Origin of the sequence: Haliea sp. E17 (assembly GCF_048323675.1) — a bacterium.
Classification (GTDB): domain Bacteria; phylum Pseudomonadota; class Gammaproteobacteria; order Pseudomonadales; family Halieaceae; genus Mangrovimicrobium.
In genome coordinates this window covers 408,729-426,527 of record NZ_JBLWFK010000004.1, presented here as the reverse complement: position 1 = coordinate 426,527, position 17,799 = coordinate 408,729, and the positions used below count along the sequence as shown (strand labels likewise).

Genomic DNA, 17,799 nt, shown 5'->3' with positions numbered 1-17,799 from the left:
TTCGCGGTCAGCCCGAAGGTTCAGACCGCCAGGAACCGCGATCAGTTTCCGGGGGTTGCTGCCGGTTGAAGTGCCTCCCCAGGGCTACGCCGACCAGTGCCCACAGGAAGGCCACCCCGGCACCGACACCGGCGACCGCAGCGAGCCCCAGCCCCAGGCCCTGGGTGAGGGCGGTGAAGGCCCAGGCGTTGAGCATGTCGCCGCCCCGGTAGACCACGATATCGATCACCGGCTTGGTCTTGTAGCGGGTGTGCTTGCCCACGGCGGTGAAGAGCATTTCCCGGGCGGGCCGCGAAATCGCGTAGTTGCCGGCCCTGCGCACGACCTGGACGGCGACCACGATACCCACCTGGGGCAGCGCTGCCAGCAAAACCATGCCCGCGCAGATCAGTACCGGCACACAGGCGAGGGTGAAGGGTAGCCCCAGCCGGCTGGCGATCCTGCCGGTGGCGAACAGGGCGACCAGCAGGGTCAGGCCGTTGACCGCCAGGTCCATCGCCGCCCAGATCTGGGTGCGCTGGTCGCGGTCATAGTCCTCCAGCAGGTTTTTCAGCTCGAAATAAATGAACGAACTGAGCGCAGTGTAGAGAAAGATAAACAGGCAGATGCCCAGCAGGTAGGGGCTGGAGAGCAGGTCGCGGTAGCCAGACAGCGGGTTGCCGCCGAGGGGCGCCGCCGACGGGTCCGGTCCGTCGCCGCTGGCGCTGCGGCCCTGCACCATGACCACCAGAGGCAGGGCAAGCAGCAGCAGGCCGCTGGCGAGCGGCAGCAGGTCATCGCTGCTGGCGGCCCCCGCCAGTCCGGTGGCCAGCGAGGGGCCGAGCAGGGCGCCCACGCTGGCGCCGGCGCCGATAAAGGCGAACAGGCGCTTGGACTGGTCGCGGCTGAAACTGTCGGACATCAGGCTCCAGAACACCGAGACATGGAACAGGCTGAACACGCTGACCCAGACATAGAAAGCCATGTCCACCGGCCCGCCGCGGGGCAGGCTGCGGGAGACCAGCCAGAACAGGGTAAAACTCAGCGCGAACAGCGTGTAGACCCCGGGCACCAGCCGGCGCAGGCTGACCCGGGAGGCGATCCAGCCGTAGAGGGACACCGCCAGCAGGCTGAACAGGAAAGTGCCGGTCCACAGGCTGCTGACCTGGGCGTCGCTCCAGTCGCTGGCCATGGCATCGCGCACCGGGCGCAGCAGGTAGTAGGAGGCCATCAACAGCAGCACCAGGCTGAAGGAGGCGAGGGTGGCCCGGGTCTCTCCGGGCCGGATATCGCAGGCCCGGGCCAGTAGCGACTGCAGGCCTGCGACAGTCCCGGACATCAGCCGGCGGCGGCCTTGAATGCCTGCAGCATCGCGGCGCGCTGGTCGGCGTCGGGCAGCACACCGGCAATCGCGCCCATGTTGTCGATCATATGCTGCGGCTTCGAGGTGGCGGGGATGACACAGGTTACCGCCGGGTGGCTGGCAATGAACTTGAGGAAAAACTGCCCCCAGCTGCTGCAGCCGACTTCGCCGGCGATCTCCGGCAGCGGCTTGCCGCGGGTCGCGGTGAACAGTTCTCCGCGCTGGAAGGGACGGTTGATCATGGTGGCGATGCCGCGTTCCTGTGCCAGCGGCAGCATCTGGGCTTCCGCCTCGCGGTCGGCGATGTTGTAGCTGAACTGGACGAAGTCCAGCGGTTCACTGCGCATGATCTTGAGCAGTTCATGGTGAAACCGGCCGTGGGAGGTGGTGATGCCGTAGTAGCGGACCTTGCCCTCTTCCTTCCACTGGCGCAGGGTGCTGAAGTGGTTTTTCCAGTCCATCAGGTTGTGCACCGCGACCAGGTCGAGAGGGGCGACATCCATGCGCTTTGCCGACGCCTCGATTTGCGCCTCCCCCGCCTCCTTGCCCTCGGTCCACACCTTGGTGGCGGCGAACACCGGTGGTCGGGGTGACAGGCGGCGCAATACGTCGCCCACCCGTGCCTCGGCTTCGCCGTACATCGGGGAGGAGTCGATCACCTTGCCGCCGGCACTGAAGAAGGCCGCCATGACCTTCGCCAGCTGGTCGATGGTCGCCTCGCTGGCGGGCACATCGAAGGTCTGCGAGGTGCCCATCCCGATGACCGGCAGCAGTTCGCCACTGGCGGGAATGGGCTTCTGGATGAGTGTGGGGAACTCGGGCTCCTGCGCGCGCAGCAGGGCGGGAGCCGCGAGCAGCGCCGCGCCGAGTTTCAGTGTTGTTCTTCGATTGATCATTGCAGGTACTCCTGGGCAGGAAATACAAGTGTTGTGGTGATTCGGGGGCAGGTCAAGGGCCGCGGGGCGGCCCTGGCCACACGGACTGCACTCAGCGCTGGGTGTTGTCCATGGCTGCGACCCGCAGGGTTTGCCCGGGATGCAGGTAGTGCTTTTCGGAGAGCCCGTTCCACGCCGCCAGTTGCTCGTGGCTGACCTGGAAGCGCTTGGCGATGCTCCACAGGGAGTCGCCCTTGCGGATGGTGTAGACCCGGGGAGCCGAGGGCTGGCGGGTGAGCGTGGCGATTGCCGGCTCGGCCACCAGGGAGCCCGGCAGGATCAGGGTCTTGCCGACCCGGAGATTGTCACCGCGCATGCCGTTTAGCGCCTTCAGCCGGTCCACCGAGGTGTTGTAGCGGCGGGCAATCAGCCACAGCGAGTCGCCCGGGGCGATGCGGTGAGTGCGGTCGGGTTTCTGGTTGCTGAAGCGCTGCTGGCTGGGAATCGCCGCCAGGTAGGAATCCAGCGACTTCGGCAGCTGGCCGCGCGGCAGGCGCAGGGGGTAGCCGCGGGGCAGGTATTTGTCGCCCTTCCAGATTGGCTCGCGCAGTGCCGGATTGTGCAGTTGCAGGTCCGCCACGCTGATGCCGGCGCCCTGTGCCAGCGCGCTGGCCGGAATGTATTCGCTGAGCGTGACCACCTCGTAATCCACCGGCGCTTGCGGCTTGAGCCCCGGGAAAAAGCGCTCGGCCTGGCGGTCCACGTCCAGTGCCGCGAGGAACGAGGGGTAGAAGTTGCGCGAGGCGAAGCCGAACGCCGGGCCGTTGTAGGTGGCGATGATCTTGCCGATGTCGTTGCTGCCGACGGCTTTGGTGGCCCGCACCATGCCGGCCGCGCCGTGGTTGTAACCAGTCAGGGCCAGCGGCCAGGTACCGGTGACCGCATAGTTGCGCTTGAGCAGGCGGGCGGCGCCCTCGGTCGAGGTGAAGGGGTCCATGCGCTGGTCGACGACGTGATCGACTCGCATGAACTGGCGCGCCGTGGCGGGCATGAACTGCCACATGCCGGCGGCCGCTACCCGTGACCAGGCCGCGGGGTTGAAGGAGGACTCCACGTGGGGCAGTACGTCCAGTTCCGCCGGCAGTCCCTGGTCGGCCAGCACCTGGCGAATGTAGGGCTTCCACTGGCCGGCGCGCACCAGGCCTTCGCGGAAGCGGTCTGACTGGCCGAGCTGGAAGCGCACGTTCTGCGCGGCCTCGCGCAGGGTGGCGTTACTGGTGCCGGCGGGCCAGGCCGCGAGAACCCGGGTCTCGGTGGCGTCGAGATGCTCGCGCTTGCCCCTGGCGAGCGCATTCAGCGCGCTGACTATCCGCGCCTTGGCGGCATCCTGGACCTTCTGGCGCTGGGCGTTGCTGCCATAGACAGGCAGGTCGAGGGTCTCGTAAACCACGGCCAGGTGGCGGGCGTCGTGAACGAAACCCTGGTTGGTCGAAACTTCGGTATACACCCGGGTCCAGAACTGGACGGCGGGTTCGAGAGATGCTGGCCGCGGAAAATCGCTGGCGCGGGCGCTCAGGCTGAGTAGAAGCAGCGCGAAAAAAATCAGTCCCCTGTTCATGCCCCTTTACCGGCTTGTTGTTGACTCGATTTATAGCAGATTTGCCCGCCGCCTGTAATCCCGCGCGGCGAGATTTAATGCAAACTGTGACGTGGTCGTTATCCCGCCGCGGCGGCAATATTCAGCAAGGATTCCAGATGCAAAGCACGATCGATGACGATAATTTGTGCGCCGGACCCGTATCTGAATTCCTGCTTGGAGAAATCATGAAGAATCTGATGATCGCCGGCCTGCTGGCGCTGTCCGCCAGCGCCTGTACCTGGGTGGAGCCGACCGCCGGGGGCAGCAAGGTGACCCTGGTGAAACCGGTGCACGTGAGCCAGTGCCAGCCGCTGGGCAACATCACCACGAACACCAAGGCGGACGTAGCCGGTGTCATGCGCAGTGAGGAAAAAGTGGCCGCGGAACTGCTCGACCTCGCCCGCAACCGCGCGGCCACCATGGGTGGCGACACGCTGGTGGCGGAAGGACCGCCCGCGGGTGGTTCGCAGGCGTTCAGGGTTTACCGCTGCGGCTGATCAGTTGCTTGCCAGCATCCAGTCGCGCAGGCGATTGGAGTCGCCGAAGGGGGTGAGCTTGCCGAAGGAGTTGAGCAGGACGATGGATACGTCCTCACCTTCGATATTGGCCTGCATGACCAGGCAGCGGCCGGCCTCGTTGATGTAACCGGTCTTGGACAGTTCGATATTCCAGCTCGAGTTCTTCAGCAGCCGGTTGGTGTTGACGTAATTCAGGGGGCCGCGGCTGCGGTAGGGGCGAACCTCCATGTGCTGGGTAGTGGTGGCCTCGGTGATCAGCGGGTAGTCATCCGCGGCCTTGACCATGCGCATGAGGTCGCTGGCCGTGGAAACATTTTCCGAGTGCAGCCCGGCGGGGTCGGAGAAGTTGGACTTGGTCATGCCCAGGGAGGTGGCCTTGCTGTTCATCGCCTCGACAAAGGCTTTCATTCCGCCCGGGTAGGTGCGTCCGAGTGCTGCGGCGGCGCGGTTTTCCGAGGACATCAGGGCCAGCAGTAACATCTCCTGGCGGGTGAGCGTGGCGCCGTAGTCGAGGCGTGAACCGGTGAGGCGAACCGTGTCCCGGTCTTCCCTGGTGATGGTAATTTTCTCATCCAGCGGCAGTCCGGCATCCAGTACCACCATTGCGGTCATCAGTTTGGTGATCGAGGCGATGGGGCGCACGCTGTCGGTGTCCTTGCCGTAGATCACGTTGCCCTGCTGGTCCATGACCAGCGCCGAAGCGGAGCGCAGGCCCGGATTGCCGGTGAGGTGGGTGAATTTTGCTATGGCGTCATCTGCGCCGGCCAGAGGCGCCGCCACACAGGCCAGCACCGCAAGCAGTTTTCTTGCGTATCCCATGGTTACACGTCCCGTTCAGTCGTTGATGCGCCGTCTGTGCAGCGCTGTTCTGGACTAATTCTGCCTCAAGCCACACGTCTGTGCCAATGCCCGGCGCAAACGCCAGGGAAGGCTCAGCCCGGTTCGGACTCGGCGCCCGCCTCGACCCGCAGCAGCCCGCGGAAGGCGCGGCTGGCAGTGGCATCGCCGGCCAGCACCCGGGCGACGTCGGAGGCGATCGGCATCGCCACGCCGTAGCGGTCGGCGAGGGCCATCACTGCGGGCGCGCTCTTGGCGCCCTCGGCGACCATGGTCATGTCGGAGACGATCTCGTGCATGTCGCGGCCCCGGGCCAGCTCGATGCCGACGTGCCGGTTGCGGCTCTGGGCGCTGGTGCAGGTGGCGATGAGATCGCCCATGCCGGCGAGTCCGGCGAAAGTTTCCGGTTTGCCGCCCATGGCGACACCGAGCCGGGTAATCTCCGCCAGGCCCCGGGTTATCAGTGCCGCGCGGGTGTTGTCCCCCGCGCCCTGGCCGTCGCCCATGCCCACCGCGATGGCGATGATATTCTTCAGCACCCCGCCCAGCTCACAGCCGGTCACGTCGGTATTGGTGTAGACCCGGAACAGGCCGCTCTTGAACACATCCTGTAACTGGCGGCCGATGGCTTCGTCCTCGATGGCTATGACGCTGGCCGCAGCCTTGCCCTCCATGATTTCGCGGGCCAGGTTGGGCCCGGTGAGCACGCCGCGCGGGTGCCCGGGCAGTTCCTCGGCGATGATTTCGGTCATGCGCATGTGGGTGCTGAGCTCCAGGCCCTTGGTCAGGCTGATGACCGGGGTGCCGGGGCGGACGTGCTGCTTGAACTCCCGCAGCACGTGGCGGAAGTGCTGCGAGGGTATCGCCATGACCACCACGTCGGCTGCTTCCACCGCGGCGGTGATGTCGCTGGTTGCGCGCAGCCGGGCCGGCAGTTGCGTCCCGGGCAGGTAGCGCTGGTTACTGTGCTGGTTGTTGATTTCCCTGACGGTTTCCGGATTGCGTGCCCACAGCACCACGTCGGCGTTGCGGGTGATGACCGATGCGATGGTGGTGCCCCAGGAGCCGCCGCCCAGGACTGCAATGGTTTGTGCTTTCATACTGCTCTCTAATCTGCGCCGGCGGCGCCGCGATTGGCGAGGCCGAACGCCCGGATGACTTCAATGCGACGAATCAGTTCGCGCAGCTCTTTTACCATGGCGAGGCGTTTGCCGGCCACGGAGTCGGGGCCTCCCTCGGTCAGGCCGCGGCTCTGCAGGATACGGAAACCGTTGCTGAACAGCAGTTTGCCGATCGACGATTCACTGGATATACGCCGCTGCAGGTAGAGCTGGCGGCCGAAAGTGAGTGCATCCTTGATGCAATCGTCCTCTTCCAGGCTCTCCCAGGGGTCGACCCGGGCCAGCACGCGCGCTGCGACGAGGTAGGCCTCGGCATAGGTGAGCAGGGTGACATGGGCGACCAGCGGTGTCATCCCGCGCAGCAGTTTGCCGATGCCCGATTTGCCACTGGCGACAACCTCTTCCCAGTTCGGGTTGTGGCGTTGCATCTCCGCGCGGATCTGCTGGTGAAATTCCTCGGTTGGCGCGTAGAAGAATTCGAACTTGAACAGGTCGCGCAAGTGGTCGACTTCCTGCCAGAACAGCTCGACGCTCTCGCTGCCGGGTGTTTCCAGTGCGCGCAGCAGGGCCAGTTCGACAATCGCCTTGTTGACGAAGAAGTGGATGACCATGTTGCGGTAGTAACTCGCCACCGGGTGCTGTTCCAGGCCGATGCCGTAGACGATCTCGGGGCCCTCGTCATAACGGGTGACGATGTTCTCGTCGATCATGATGCCCAGCAGGCCTTCCATCTGGTCGGCGAAGCTGCGGTCGAAATCCGCCGAGATACGCAGCTGGCGCTCTTCCGCCCAGTGCAGCAGCAGGTTGAGGTCGCCGACTACCTCCGACTCGGTGAGCGCCCGCGGGGCGGCGCCCAGCAGGCTCATGGAGACCAGGGAGGGGAAGGTGATGGGGGTCACCTGGTTGGCCTGCACGGCGACCTCGAAGGCGATTTTCGACAGCGCCAGGCGGTCTTCGGGGTCCGGTGACCGGGGCAGGACCACGGGTTTGCCGATATTCATGTACACCTTGCCCATGGGCCGGGCGAGGCTGCGCACATAGCCGATGAACCAGCGCAGGGACTCCGCGCCCTTGCCCTCGCCGGTCTGTTCCTTGGCGTACTCGTCGACGTCGCGAATCAGGTCATAGCTGATCGAGATCGGCACGATGTGGATATTTTCGGCGTGGGTGGTGTGGCAGGCCTCCAGCACGTATTTCAGCAGGCCGTAGCGCGGCGGCATCAGTTTGCCCAGCCGCGAGCGGGTGCCCTCGAAGGCCCAGTTCATGGGGAAGCGCTTTTCCATCAGGTAGCCGATGTAGTGCCGCAGGGTGAGCTTGTAGAGTTCGTTGTCCTGGAAACTGCGCTTGATGAAGATGGCGCCGGCGCGGTGCAGCAGGTGACCGAAGCCGGGGAAGTTCAGGTTGGCGCCGCCGAACATGTGGGGCATCGGAAAATCGTTGTCGAACAGCACTTTCGGTACGACCAGTCCGTCGAGGTAGGTCTTGTGGGTCCACAGCAGGATGGACGGGTAGTTGCGGACCACAGTGCGCAGTTCTTCCATGGCCTCGGGATCGAAGACGATTTTCTGCTCGTAACCCAGGCGCAGGCAGAAGGTATTGAAGCGGGCGAAGATATCCAGCCAGAAGGAAGTGGGGGTGGAGATCATTTCCTCCATGTATTCGGCCGCCTCGTCGAGCAGCTCCTTGATCGGCCGGTCCTGCTGGTGGGCCAGCTCCTCCACCGCGCGGTGGAATTCCCCGCTGGTCATCAGGGTGGCGGCCACGTGGCGCGGTACCTTGTAGCGACCGCCCTTGAGTTTGCGCTCGGCGATGTCCAGTACCACCGCGGCCTGGCGCGCAACAAAACTGGCGAAGCCGGATTCGCCGACGGCGCGGGATTCCGCGCGGTGCTCCTCGAAGCGGTCGCGCAGGTTTGCCAGGCTGTCGGGTTCGCCGGCCACCAGCTGTACCCGGCCCGGACTGGAGCGCAGTATCCGGCGGCCGCGGTTCACCGAGGGTTGGCGCGGGTCCCCCTGCAGGACCTGCCGTGCGAGGCTGGTCCAGCCCGCGGAGGTGTCGGGCGCCATCCAGGAGACCCGCAGCGGGGCCACCAGGGTTTCCGGCGGCAGCGCCGTGGCCATCGACAGGTGGTCACTGTGAAAGCCGGTGCGTTCGTCCTTCAGGTCGATGCAGACCTGGGGGGCGGTCGGGGAATCCTCGCGTTCGCTGTGGAAGGCGACCCAGCCGCGCAGCAACTCCTCTTCCAGGCTGTTGCGGGCGTCGAGGATAAACAGCGCCTGGGTGTTCTCTCCCGAGGGCCAGGGGTTGGAGCGCGAAAAGATGCTGTCCGCTTTCAACGGCTATCGCCTGCCTGTGCCTTGGGCCTTGCCTTGGGCCTTGCCTTGGCGCGGGTCTTTGCCGCCGCGGCCGGTTTGCCGGTGGGCGCCGCGGGTTTCCTGGCCGCTTTTTTCTTTGCCGCGCGGGGTTTTGCGGCAGCGTTGGCGGCGCCGGGTTTCGCCCTGGCCTTGCCGGTGGCCGCACGCTTGCGGGGGGCGCTGGCCGGCGCCTCCGCTTCGGCTTCCTTCGCGCTCTGCGCGGCCGCGGGCTCCAGTGGCTGGCCGAGTGCGGCGGCGTACATGTTGCGCACCTCGCGCACATGCTCGTCGATGGTGTGGCGGCTCCAGCCGGAGGTGTCCACGGGGGGCAGTACATCGACCTTGACGGTGGCCGGACGATAGACGAACTCGCCCTTGGGCGCGACATCCCCGGCGTTGTGAATCACGATGGGCACCACCGGCACCTTGGCCTGCAAGGCGACATGGAACGCGCCCTTCTTGAAGCGGGCCAGGGTGGGGGACACGGTACGCGTGCCCTCCGGGGCCATCACCACGGACTTGCCCTCCTTGTGCATGACCTCCACCAGCGCATTTACCGAGCGGATGGCGGCGCGGGTGTTGGAGCGGTCGATAAATACCACCCCGGCGTATTCCATGACCCGGCCGACGATCGGCGACTCGGTCTTGATCTCCTGTTTGCCGACACTGGCAAAATCGCGGCGCAGGAGATGGGCGAGGATGATCACGTCGGCCTTGCTCTGGTGATTGAAGATGAACACGCAGGGGCGCGCGGACCACAGGTGCTCTGCGCCCCTGACCTGCAGGCGCATGCCGATCAGCGCACTGGCGGTATCGGCGAAGGTGGAGATGGCAAAGTTGATGGAGTCGCGCCTGGAGCCGGTGAGAGCGTAGATCGGCAGGCCGGCGAGGAAGCTGCCCACCATGCTGCTGGTGGCGGCCATCGAGCGCACCACCTGGCCGACACTGGGCAGCCCGCGGCTGCCGAAGCGCGCCGCCGGCCAGCTGCGCTGCTGGGCCAGCCGCTGCAACTCGTCGCTGGGGTTGAGGGCGTGGGGATGGCCTACCTCCTCCAGCAGTTCCAGGTCATCGGTGCTGTCGGAATAGAACCAGGCGTCGGTGAGGTCCCCGCCGACGATGCCGGCGAGCTTCCTGGCGGCATCGACCTTGCCCTGGCCAAAGCAGGTGGGGCGAATCACCGCGCCGGTAAACACCCCGTCCTCGACCTCCAGCTGGGTGCAGATAACATGTTCGATACCCAGGTCGTGGGCGGCCGGCTCCACCTGGTAGGGCGTGGCCGAGGAAATGATGGCCACGGTATGGCCGCGGGCGAGGTGGGCTTTGACCAGGGTCCGGGACTCGGGATAGATGCGCCGGGCCAGGTGCTTCTGGTACAGATCGCGGCCGACCTCTTCGTACTCGCTGACCGGCATGCCCTTGAGGAATTTCGCGGCTACCGTCATCAGCGCCGAGAAGCCGGTATTGCCCAGGGTAAACGTGGCCATGGCGGCCACGACCTCGGCCACCTGGGCAGGCGACAGGTGGCCGCGGCGCACCTGTTCCCGCAGCAGGGCGGTGGCGGAGTACCCGGCGATCAGGGTGCCGTCGAAATCAAAGATGGCCAGTGTCTCCGGCCCGGTAGGCGCTGCCGCTATCTCTGCCAGCAGATCGTCGAGTGTTGCCATTGGTACTCCCGCCCGTTTTCGCCAAGCATAACCTATTGTTGGGAAATGGGGAGTATGCAGGCCCAATCAGGAATAAAAAAGCGGACATAAAAAAGGGGCCATGGGGCCCCTTTGCGATTGCCGTCGGCGTATTAGTCGGCCTTGGGGCCGGCAGCCAGGATGGCGTCGGAAACCTCGAACTTGGCGATGTTGCCGTTGAACAGGCTCGCCAGCTTGCGTGCCTGTTCGTCGTAGGCCGCGGTGTCACCCCAGCCTTCGCGCGGGTTCACGTAGCTGGCGTCGACACCAGGGATCTCGGTGGGGAAGCTCAGGTTGAGGATGTCCAGGTGTTGCGTCGGCACGTCCAGCAGGGCGCCGCTCTGGCAGGCGTTGACCACGGCGCGGGTCACCGGGATCGGGAATCGGGCGCCGCTGCCGCCGGGGGCGCCGGAGCCGCCGGTCCAGCCGGTGTTGACCAGGTAGACCTGGCTGCCGAAGTCCTCGATGCGCTTCATCAGCAGTTCGGCGTAATCGGAAGCCGGGCGGGGCATGAAGGGCGCGCCAAAACAGGTGGAGAAGGTCGGGTTGATGCCGGCCTCGGCGCCCAGCTCGGTGGAGCCAACGCGGGCGGTGTAGCCGCTCAGGAAGTGGTAGGCCGCGGCTTCCTTGCTGAGGATGGAAACCGGCGGCAGGACGCCGGAGACGTCGCAGGTCAGGAAGATCACGCAGCGCGGTTCGCCGGCGGCGTTGTTCTCGGTGCGCTTCTCGACGTGCTCCAGCGGGTAGCAGCAGCGACCGTTCTCGGTGAGGCTGGTGTCGGTGTAATCAGCGTGGCGCTTGTCGTCCAGTACCACGTTCTCGATGATCGCGCCGAAGCGGATGGCGTCCCAGATGATCGGCTCGTTCTTCTGCGACAGGTCGATGGTCTTGGCGTAGCAGCCGCCCTCCAGGTTGAACACAGAGCCCTTGGCCCAGCCGTGTTCGTCGTCGCCGATCAGGTACATGGCGGGGTCGGCGGAGAGGGTGGTCTTGCCGGTGCCGGAGAGGCCGAAGAACAGGGTGGTGTTGCCTTCCTCGTCGACGTTGGCGCTGCAGTGCATCGGCATCACGTCTTTTTCCGGGAGCAGGAAGTTCTGCACCGCGAACATGGATTTCTTCATTTCACCGGCGTAGCGCATGCCAGCGATCAGGACCTTGCGCTGGGCGAAGTTGACGATCACCACGCCATCGGAATTGGTGCCGTCGCGCTCCGGGTCGCAGGCAAAGCTGGCGACGTTGAGGATGTTCCACTCTTCCTTGCGGCCGCCGTTGTAACTGGCGGGGCGGATGAACATGTTGCGACCGAACAGGTTCTGCCAGGCGGTTTCGGTGGTGACTTTGACCGGGATGTAGTGTTCTGCGTGCTCGCCCACGTGCAGGTGAGAGATGAACTGATCGCGCTCGCTGAGGTAGCCTTCGACGCGCTCCCACAGGGCGTCGAACTTGTCGCTGTCGAAGGGGCGGTTGACACTGCCCCAGTCGATGCTGTCCTCGGTGCTGGGCTCGCGGACAGTGAAACGGTCGGCGGGCGAACGGCCGGTGCGCTTGCCGGTGGTGACCAGCAGGGCGCCGGTGTCGGCGAGAATGCCTTCGCCGCGTTTCAGGGCTTCTTCAATCAATTGGGACGGGGTGAGGTCGGTAAAAACCTGAATAGTGGGGGCGCTCGCAGTCATTGTGTATCCTGTCCTAAAAACCGTGCCAGTCGTCGCGGTGCAGTCGTGGGGAAATTTTGGGGCGCCAATTATGTCAGAATCGGCCCCGAAAGCGAACTATAGCGGGAATAAGTCCGAAGAATCAGCGGGTTGCCCCAGATCAGTGCAGGGCGTCGTCTCCGCTGACACCGAGGATGGCGGCGAGATCGTCGCGTTCAAAGCGGTAGCGCTGGTTGCAGAATTCGCAGTCGACGGTGATCGCACCCTGCTCCTGCAGGATTTCGTTCAGTTCCGCCGGTGCGAGGGCAGACAGTGCGTTATAGGAGCGCTCCGGCGAGCAATCGCAGTGGAAGCGCAGCGGCCGGGCCTCGAACAGCCGCAGGGCTTCCTGGTGGTACAGGCGATGCAGCAGCTCCGGCGTGTCCACGCTGAGCATTTCCGCCTCGTCCAGGGTCGCTGCGAGGGTGTGGACGTGCTCCCACTGCTCCGCGCGGCGCTGGGGATCGGGTTCCACCTGGGCGGGTAGCTGCTGCAACAGCAGGCCGGTGACCCGGTCGCTGCCGGCCGCCAGCCATACCCGGGTGCCGAGTTGCTCCGACTGGCGAAAGTAACTGTCCAGGCTGTGGGCCAGTGAGTTTTCCTCCAGGGGAACCACCCCCTGGTAGCGCTTGCCCCGCAGCGGGTCGATGGTGATCGCCAGCTGGCCGCCTCCCAGCAGTTGTTCGAAACTGGTGCCGGTGGCGAATTCCGCGCCGCGGGCGATGCCGCGGATTTCCAGGTTGTCGTTGCATTCGGCCATGATCAGCGGCACTTCCCGTTCCGAGCGGGCCTGCAGGACCAGCCGCCCCTCGAATTTGAGGGTGGTGGCCAGCAGCGCCGAGGCGGCGAGGAATTCGCCGAGCAGGCGGCTGACGCCGGGCGCGTACTGGTGCAGGGAGAGTATTTCCCGGTAGGCGTCCTCCAGCTGAACGGTTTCACCGCGGATGTCCGCGTGCTCAAAGATAAAGCGCTGGCTCTGGTCGGGGCGCATAGGGTTTGCGTCTCGCAAGGAATCGGTTGGGGGGATGTGCTAATGCTACCGTGGCCGCACGCGCGATGCATCCGGTGATAGCGGTGAAATTGCGGGGTTTTCCCGCCTGCGACCCGGCTCTATACTCGCCAGAAAACAGAGGAACGACATGGCCGGTTTTCGTATTACCAAGCACTACACGATGCCCCGGGAAGAAGTCCGGGCGGCGGCGGAGGGTTTTGCGGCTGATCTGGAGCGGGAGTACGGGGTGCGCTCCAAGTGGAGCGGCGACAGGGTGCGGATCAAGGGCTCGGGAGTCGATGGCGAGCTCTCTTTCGATGACGGTCTGATCGATATTTCGGTGAAACTGGGGCTGCTCGCCTCGATGTTCGAGGGCAAGCTGAAAAAGGAAGTCCAGCGCTACCTCGACGAATACATCAGTTGAAGCCCGGGTCCCGGGTTTTTAGCGGCCACAAACGCAAAAAAGCCGGCGCAGGGCCGGCTTTCCGTGTTCTGCAGAGAGCCTGGAATCAGGCAGAGAGGGCCTTGATCTGGGCGCTCAGGCGGCTCTTGTGACGAGCGGCCTTGTTCTTGTGGATGATGCCCTTGTTGGCCATCCGGTCGATAACCGGCACTGCGGTGGTGTAGGCAGCAGTCGCTTTTTCTGCGTCACCGGTGCCGATGGCAGCGATGACCTGCTTGATGCGGGTGCGCACCAGCGAACGCAGGCTGGCGTTGTGTGAGCGGCGTTTTTCAGCCTGGCGGGCACGTTTCCGGGCTTGCGGTGAATTTGCCAATGTTCTGTCCTCTGGGGTCAAAATTCAGGAGGCGGGATTTTCCATATTCACGGGTCGCTTGTCAACTGCGCTCATGCCGAGTGGAAATAGTGCCAGAAGCTGGGAATCCAGACCACCAGGAACAGGCTGAGCGAGACGAAGACTCCGGCCGAGCCGAGGTCCTTGGCCTGGCCTGACAGCGGGTCGTACTCGGTGCCGATGCGGTCGACGATGGATTCGATGGCAGTGTTGATGACCTCCGCGAGGATCACCAGTCCGCAAGTGATGACCAGCGCGACCTGGTGGGCGAGGCTGTCGCCGATCAGGAAGGCCAGCGGCACGAAGCCGATGGCCAGGCTGGCTTCCAGGCGAAAGGCTTCCTCGTTCATCCAGGCGGCCTTGAAGCCCTTCCAGGAATAGCGGGTAGCGGCGACCAGGCGCGCGACGCCGCGGCGATCCGGCTTGGACATGCCGGTCTGTTTATCGACGCGCACCTTGCGTATCTGTGCGCTGGAATGTCCCATCAATTGCTCTCCCGAAGCAGGCCTCCGATCAGGCTTTCGCGGGGCGAAGTATAGTGCGCGTTGATGACCAAAAGATTGCAGCGGGTGGGGTATTCGTCGCCCGGGGCCCGATTCTCGGTCATAATCTGCTGTTATGTTGGAGCCAGGAAAATGACAGGAATAGCGGGATGTTGAACAAAGAGGCAGTATTGATCTGGCGTGAGGCGTCGGGCGATTACCACGTACAGTGGGAGCAGAGCAGCCCCGATACGCAGGTGCAGATCGAGCCGCTGGCGGATGTGCAGTCGGTCCAGGAGCGCGACGAGGCGGGTTTACGGGCCCGCTTTTCCGGCCTTCCCGCGGGCAACCGGCACTTCTTCCGCCTGAGCGACCAGCACGGCAATGAACTGCTTGCCGCCGAGCGGCGCCTGGGGATGCACGGTACGCCCAACTTCCGCGATTACGGCGGCTACACCGGGGCCGATGGCCGCCGGGTCAAGTGGGGTTACCTGTTCCGCTCCGGGCAGTTGGCCCATCTCAGCGATGCCGACCTCGAACTGCTCGCCAGCCTGGACCTGGAACTGGTCTGCGATTTCCGCCAGACCATGGAGCAGGTCACCCACCCCAGCCGCCTGCCTGAAGCGGGCCAGCCGCGGGTGCTCAACGTGCCGGTAATCCCCGGCAACAGCAGCAGCTTTTTCGCCCAGGCGGAAGAGCACCGGGCAGCGCTGGATAATTACACCCGTCAGGACATGTTCGACTTCATGTGCGGGATCAACCGGGATTTCGCCGAGGGGCAGCGGGATACCTTCGCCCGGGTGTTCCGGGAAATCCTGGAACTCGAGGCAGGTCGTTTCCTGGTGCACTGCTCGGCGGGCAAGGACCGCACCGGCTTCGCCGCGGCCTTGATGCTGCTGGCCCTGGGTGTGCCCCGCGAAGTGGTCATGCAGGACTACCTGCTGACTGGCAACTACTTTGATCCGGAACTGGAACTGCAGCGGGTGCGCAAGAAATACGACCTGCATCACCTCAACAGCGATGTGGTCCTGCCGATCCTCGAAGTGCACGAGGACTACCTGGCCGCGGCGCTGGCCAGCATTGACAGCAACTTCGGTTCGGTAGAACGCTACCTGGAAGAGGGATTGGGCCTGGGTCCGGAGGGGCTTGCGGAACTCCGCCGGCGTTACCTGGAGCCCTGAAACGAAAACCGGCCGCGAGCGGGGCTGGCGGCCGGTTGTCAGAGCAGTGGAGTCTTAGTCCATTTTGCAGGCTTTTTTAGCCGCCTTGATCTGCTTTTTCTCGCACTCTTCGCTGGTAGCGTCGCCCACACACCACTTCTTGCGGTTGTCCCAGGCGGTCAGCGCCTTGTCGCTGCCATCGGAGCACTTGACGACGTAGGCCGCGTAGGCGGTGCCGTCGGCAGTTTCCTTGTTGGCGTCGAAGACGATGCTGCGGGGCTTGGCCGCGAAGCTGCTGGCGGAAGCTACCGCGAGTGCCGTGAAGGCGGCGATCTTGATCAGTTTCATGTGTATTACTCCTAAGGGTTGCAGACAATCCTGGTGATTTGTCAGTCGAGGGTGACTGTATGGCGCGGATTATAACCCCCGGTGACGCCTTGTTGCGTTACCGTTTGTTAATTTTGTGGGAATAAGCGTAACAAAGTGACCCAATTCACAAGAATCGGTAACTGAAAGTCGTTTTTTGTGTCAGTATACTGACATGTATGGTGCGGCGGCTGAAGGCGCCACTCGCGACCGGACTTTTGCCGGGCGGGTAGATGATTCGGCGGTTGACATTGTAGGACGCTGGCGGGGGAAGCGTTACTGCCCGCCACGGAAAATGCGCAGTAATTCACGTGGCGAGTGTGGGCGGCTGCTCGTCAGATACCCGCAGGTCTCTGATATATATAGAAAATACGAATTTCCGGGCGCGGGTTAAAGATGTGTAATGCGCCGGTTGCGCAGTGCTCAGCCGATCCCGAACCAGATCAGCAGCCAGCCGACGATGGCCACCAGGATTGCCTCGCCGGCCTTGTCCAGGCGGGCCAGGCTGTAGAGGTAGGACAGCGGGGGGAGAAACAGGGTGCACAGCCCCCAGGAGTAGTCTTCCTTCCAGGACGCGATCATCAGCAGAATCCAGCTCACCGCGAGAGCGGCGACACCAAACGTGGTCAGGGCGGCGGAAGCAGCGTCCATAACTTCTCCCAGAAGTCTTGTGGATTTATTGGTCGGCGGGAAGATTAGCAGAAAGGATCGGGCAAGTCAGCGCCTGAACGGCACTGGTTGATGACGCGGGCAGTGAATTTGGTTAAGGTTGCGGCGTCCGGATTCGAGGAATTTCGCTTGTCTGACCCTTTTGCTGACATTCGGCCCTATCGTGATGATGAGGTTGCCGAGGTGCTCTCCCGCCTGCTCGCCGACCGGGAGTTTCTCTCGGTGCTGGCGCGAATGCGCCTGTCCGGGCTGGCCGGCTTTTCCGCGCCGCTGGCCCGCCTGTTGGTGAAGTTCGGGCTCAGGCGCGAACTGCGCGGCGTGGACGACATCCGCTCCCTGCAGCAGGTCATCAAGGTCTACATGGACCGCATGATCGAGGGCAGCTGTGCCGGCTTTTCAGTGTCGGGCCTGGACCAGCTGGACCCTGCGCGTCCCTACCTGTTCATCTCCAATCACCGCGACATCGCCATGGACCCGGCATTTACCAACTACGCCCTGAACGGCAGCGGTCACCGCACGGTGCGCATCGCTATCGGCGACAACCTGCTGACCAAGCCCTGGGTTTCGGACCTGATGCGCCTCAACAAGAGTTTCATTGTCAGGCGCTCGGTCAGTGGCCCGCGGGAACTGCTGGCGGCCTCCCGCCACCTCGCGAACTACATCCGCCATTCGCTGCAGTCGGAACAGGAGTCGGTCTGGATCGCCCAGCGCGAGGGGCGGGCCAAGGACGGGCTGGATCGCACCGAGCCGGCGGTGATCAAGATGCTGTCGATGAGCCGCGACAAGAACAGCGAGGAATTCGGCGAACATATCGCCGGGCTCGGCATCGTGCCGGTGTCCATTTCCTACGAACTGGACCCCAACGATGGGCGCAAGGCCAACGAACTGCATGCGCTCGCCACCAGCGGCCGTTACGAGAAAGGCGAGCAGGAAGATGTTGCCTCCATCGGCCTGGGCATTTCTGGCGAGAAGGGGCAGGTACACATCACCTTCGGTACGCCGCTGGGGGCGGAATTCAGCAATGCCGATGAGGTCGCCGAGGAAATCGACCGCCAGGTGATTGCCAACTACTGCCTGCACCCCACCAACCTGTATGCCTATGACCACCTCTATGGCGAACACGCGCCGCGCCCGGACAATCTCTACCTGGAGCCGGGCGAGTGTTCGCGCGAACAGTTCGATGCCCGCATCGACGCGCTGCCGGAAGCCCATCGCCCCTACGCGCTGGCTATTTACGCCAACGCCGTGATGAGCAAGATGGACCGGCTCGCAGACTGA

General features: G+C 64.3%; 17 protein-coding genes. 4 read left to right on the top strand and 13 right to left on the bottom strand.

What is annotated here, in order from left to right; all coding sequences use genetic code 11:
• Positions 1 to 7: 7 nt before the first annotated feature.
• From ACNKU3_RS12545 to ACNKU3_RS12535, 3 genes are all read right to left on the bottom strand, one after another.
• Entirely contained in the window at positions 8 to 1,318 is a 1,311-nt protein-coding gene (locus ACNKU3_RS12545) for an NTP/NDP exchange transporter (protein WP_418259813.1), read from the bottom strand.
• Positions 1,318 to 2,238 carry an aldo/keto reductase gene (locus tag ACNKU3_RS12540; protein WP_418259812.1) on the bottom strand — a complete coding sequence of 307 codons (921 nt, stop codon included), beginning with the start codon at positions 2,236 to 2,238 and terminating at the stop codon, positions 1,318 to 1,320. The genes ACNKU3_RS12545 and ACNKU3_RS12540 overlap by 1 nt, the downstream gene beginning before the upstream one ends.
• A 91-nt stretch (positions 2,239 to 2,329) precedes the next feature.
• Positions 2,330 to 3,835 (bottom strand): LysM peptidoglycan-binding domain-containing protein, encoded by a 1,506-nt coding sequence (locus ACNKU3_RS12535; protein WP_418259811.1) that lies wholly within the window; start codon positions 3,833 to 3,835, stop codon positions 2,330 to 2,332.
• A 206-nt stretch (positions 3,836 to 4,041) separates the two neighbouring features.
• Between ACNKU3_RS12535 and ACNKU3_RS12530 the strand changes: the two genes are divergently transcribed.
• A complete protein-coding gene (locus ACNKU3_RS12530; RefSeq protein ID WP_418259810.1) occupies positions 4,042 to 4,353 on the top strand; it encodes a DUF4156 domain-containing protein in 312 nt (103 codons plus the stop codon).
• Here the strand turns inward: ACNKU3_RS12530 and pbpG are convergent, their stop codons facing one another.
• The 6 genes from pbpG to hslO form a co-directional block, all read right to left on the bottom strand.
• Complete coding sequence (gene pbpG, locus ACNKU3_RS12525) at positions 4,354 to 5,193, bottom strand: D-alanyl-D-alanine endopeptidase (protein ID WP_418259809.1); 840 nt, start codon at positions 5,191 to 5,193, stop codon at positions 4,354 to 4,356.
• A gap of 113 nt (positions 5,194 to 5,306) precedes the next feature.
• A complete protein-coding gene (locus ACNKU3_RS12520; RefSeq protein WP_418259808.1) occupies positions 5,307 to 6,311 on the bottom strand; it encodes an NAD(P)H-dependent glycerol-3-phosphate dehydrogenase in 1,005 nt (334 codons plus the stop codon).
• 8 nt (positions 6,312 to 6,319) lie between these two features.
• On the bottom strand, positions 6,320 to 8,668 hold the full coding sequence (locus ACNKU3_RS12515; protein ID WP_418259807.1) for a glycerol-3-phosphate 1-O-acyltransferase: 2,349 nt from the start codon (positions 8,666 to 8,668) through the stop codon (positions 6,320 to 6,322).
• Positions 8,665 to 10,350: an HAD-IB family hydrolase gene (locus tag ACNKU3_RS12510; RefSeq protein WP_418259806.1), complete on the bottom strand. Its 1,686-nt coding sequence runs from the start codon at positions 10,348 to 10,350 to the stop codon at positions 8,665 to 8,667. The genes ACNKU3_RS12515 and ACNKU3_RS12510 overlap by 4 nt, the downstream gene beginning before the upstream one ends.
• A gap of 131 nt (positions 10,351 to 10,481) precedes the next feature.
• Complete coding sequence (locus ACNKU3_RS12505; protein ID WP_418259805.1) at positions 10,482 to 12,041, bottom strand: phosphoenolpyruvate carboxykinase; 1,560 nt, start codon at positions 12,039 to 12,041, stop codon at positions 10,482 to 10,484.
• A gap of 139 nt (positions 12,042 to 12,180) precedes the next feature.
• Positions 12,181 to 13,050 (bottom strand): Hsp33 family molecular chaperone HslO, encoded by an 870-nt coding sequence (gene hslO, locus ACNKU3_RS12500; protein WP_418259804.1) that lies wholly within the window; start codon positions 13,048 to 13,050, stop codon positions 12,181 to 12,183.
• Between the two features lie 148 nt (positions 13,051 to 13,198).
• Here hslO and ACNKU3_RS12495 point away from each other — a divergent pair, with 148 nt between their 5' ends.
• Positions 13,199 to 13,474, top strand: coding sequence for a polyhydroxyalkanoic acid system family protein (locus tag ACNKU3_RS12495; protein WP_418259803.1), 276 nt, complete (start codon positions 13,199 to 13,201; stop codon positions 13,472 to 13,474).
• A gap of 85 nt (positions 13,475 to 13,559) precedes the next feature.
• Here ACNKU3_RS12495 and rpsT read toward each other — a convergent pair whose 3' ends face one another.
• Entirely contained in the window at positions 13,560 to 13,826 is a 267-nt protein-coding gene (gene rpsT, locus ACNKU3_RS12490; protein WP_418259802.1) for a 30S ribosomal protein S20, read from the bottom strand.
• 71 nt (positions 13,827 to 13,897) lie between these two features.
• Positions 13,898 to 14,329: a diacylglycerol kinase gene (locus ACNKU3_RS12485; protein ID WP_418259801.1), complete on the bottom strand. Its 432-nt coding sequence runs from the start codon at positions 14,327 to 14,329 to the stop codon at positions 13,898 to 13,900.
• Positions 14,330 to 14,496: 167 nt separating this feature from the next.
• Here ACNKU3_RS12485 and ACNKU3_RS12480 point away from each other — a divergent pair, with 167 nt between their 5' ends.
• Positions 14,497 to 15,507, top strand: a complete 1,011-nt coding sequence (locus ACNKU3_RS12480; protein WP_418259800.1) for a tyrosine-protein phosphatase — start codon at positions 14,497 to 14,499, stop codon at positions 15,505 to 15,507.
• Between the two features lie 54 nt (positions 15,508 to 15,561).
• Here ACNKU3_RS12480 and ACNKU3_RS12475 read toward each other — a convergent pair whose 3' ends face one another.
• Together ACNKU3_RS12475 and ACNKU3_RS12470 are read right to left on the bottom strand one after the other, a co-directional pair.
• Positions 15,562 to 15,834 (bottom strand): hypothetical protein, encoded by a 273-nt coding sequence (locus ACNKU3_RS12475; protein WP_418259799.1) that lies wholly within the window; start codon positions 15,832 to 15,834, stop codon positions 15,562 to 15,564.
• Positions 15,835 to 16,275: 441 nt separating this feature from the next.
• Complete coding sequence (locus tag ACNKU3_RS12470; RefSeq protein WP_418259798.1) at positions 16,276 to 16,503, bottom strand: hypothetical protein; 228 nt, start codon at positions 16,501 to 16,503, stop codon at positions 16,276 to 16,278.
• A gap of 147 nt (positions 16,504 to 16,650) precedes the next feature.
• On the opposite strand from ACNKU3_RS12470, the gene ACNKU3_RS12465 reads away from it, so the two are divergent.
• Positions 16,651 to 17,799: a 1-acyl-sn-glycerol-3-phosphate acyltransferase gene (locus ACNKU3_RS12465; protein WP_418259797.1), complete on the top strand. Its 1,149-nt coding sequence runs from the start codon at positions 16,651 to 16,653 to the stop codon at positions 17,797 to 17,799.

Excerpts from the sequence above, each read along its gene's own strand:
- ACNKU3_RS12530 (WP_418259810.1), top strand. The coding sequence starts at position 4,042 with ATGAAGAATCTGATGATCGCCGGCCTGCTGGCGCTGTCCGCCAGCGCC.
- ACNKU3_RS12540 (WP_418259812.1), bottom strand. The coding sequence starts at position 2,238 with ATGATCAATCGAAGAACAACACTGAAACTCGGCGCGGCGCTGCTCGCG.
- ACNKU3_RS12480 (WP_418259800.1), top strand. The coding sequence starts at position 14,497 with ATGTTGAACAAAGAGGCAGTATTGATCTGGCGTGAGGCGTCGGGCGAT.
- ACNKU3_RS12520 (WP_418259808.1), bottom strand. The coding sequence starts at position 6,311 with ATGAAAGCACAAACCATTGCAGTCCTGGGCGGCGGCTCCTGGGGCACC.
- ACNKU3_RS12485 (WP_418259801.1), bottom strand. The coding sequence starts at position 14,329 with ATGGGACATTCCAGCGCACAGATACGCAAGGTGCGCGTCGATAAACAG.
- ACNKU3_RS12535 (WP_418259811.1), bottom strand. The coding sequence starts at position 3,835 with ATGAACAGGGGACTGATTTTTTTCGCGCTGCTTCTACTCAGCCTGAGC.
- ACNKU3_RS12470 (WP_418259798.1), bottom strand. The coding sequence starts at position 16,503 with ATGGACGCTGCTTCCGCCGCCCTGACCACGTTTGGTGTCGCCGCTCTC.
- ACNKU3_RS12475 (WP_418259799.1), bottom strand. The coding sequence starts at position 15,834 with ATGAAACTGATCAAGATCGCCGCCTTCACGGCACTCGCGGTAGCTTCC.
- pbpG (WP_418259809.1), bottom strand. The coding sequence starts at position 5,193 with ATGGGATACGCAAGAAAACTGCTTGCGGTGCTGGCCTGTGTGGCGGCG.
- ACNKU3_RS12495 (WP_418259803.1), top strand. The coding sequence starts at position 13,199 with ATGGCCGGTTTTCGTATTACCAAGCACTACACGATGCCCCGGGAAGAA.
- ACNKU3_RS12505 (WP_418259805.1), bottom strand. The coding sequence starts at position 12,041 with ATGACTGCGAGCGCCCCCACTATTCAGGTTTTTACCGACCTCACCCCG.
- ACNKU3_RS12545 (WP_418259813.1), bottom strand. The coding sequence starts at position 1,318 with ATGTCCGGGACTGTCGCAGGCCTGCAGTCGCTACTGGCCCGGGCCTGC.
- ACNKU3_RS12510 (WP_418259806.1), bottom strand. The coding sequence starts at position 10,350 with ATGGCAACACTCGACGATCTGCTGGCAGAGATAGCGGCAGCGCCTACC.
- hslO (WP_418259804.1), bottom strand. The coding sequence starts at position 13,050 with ATGCGCCCCGACCAGAGCCAGCGCTTTATCTTTGAGCACGCGGACATC.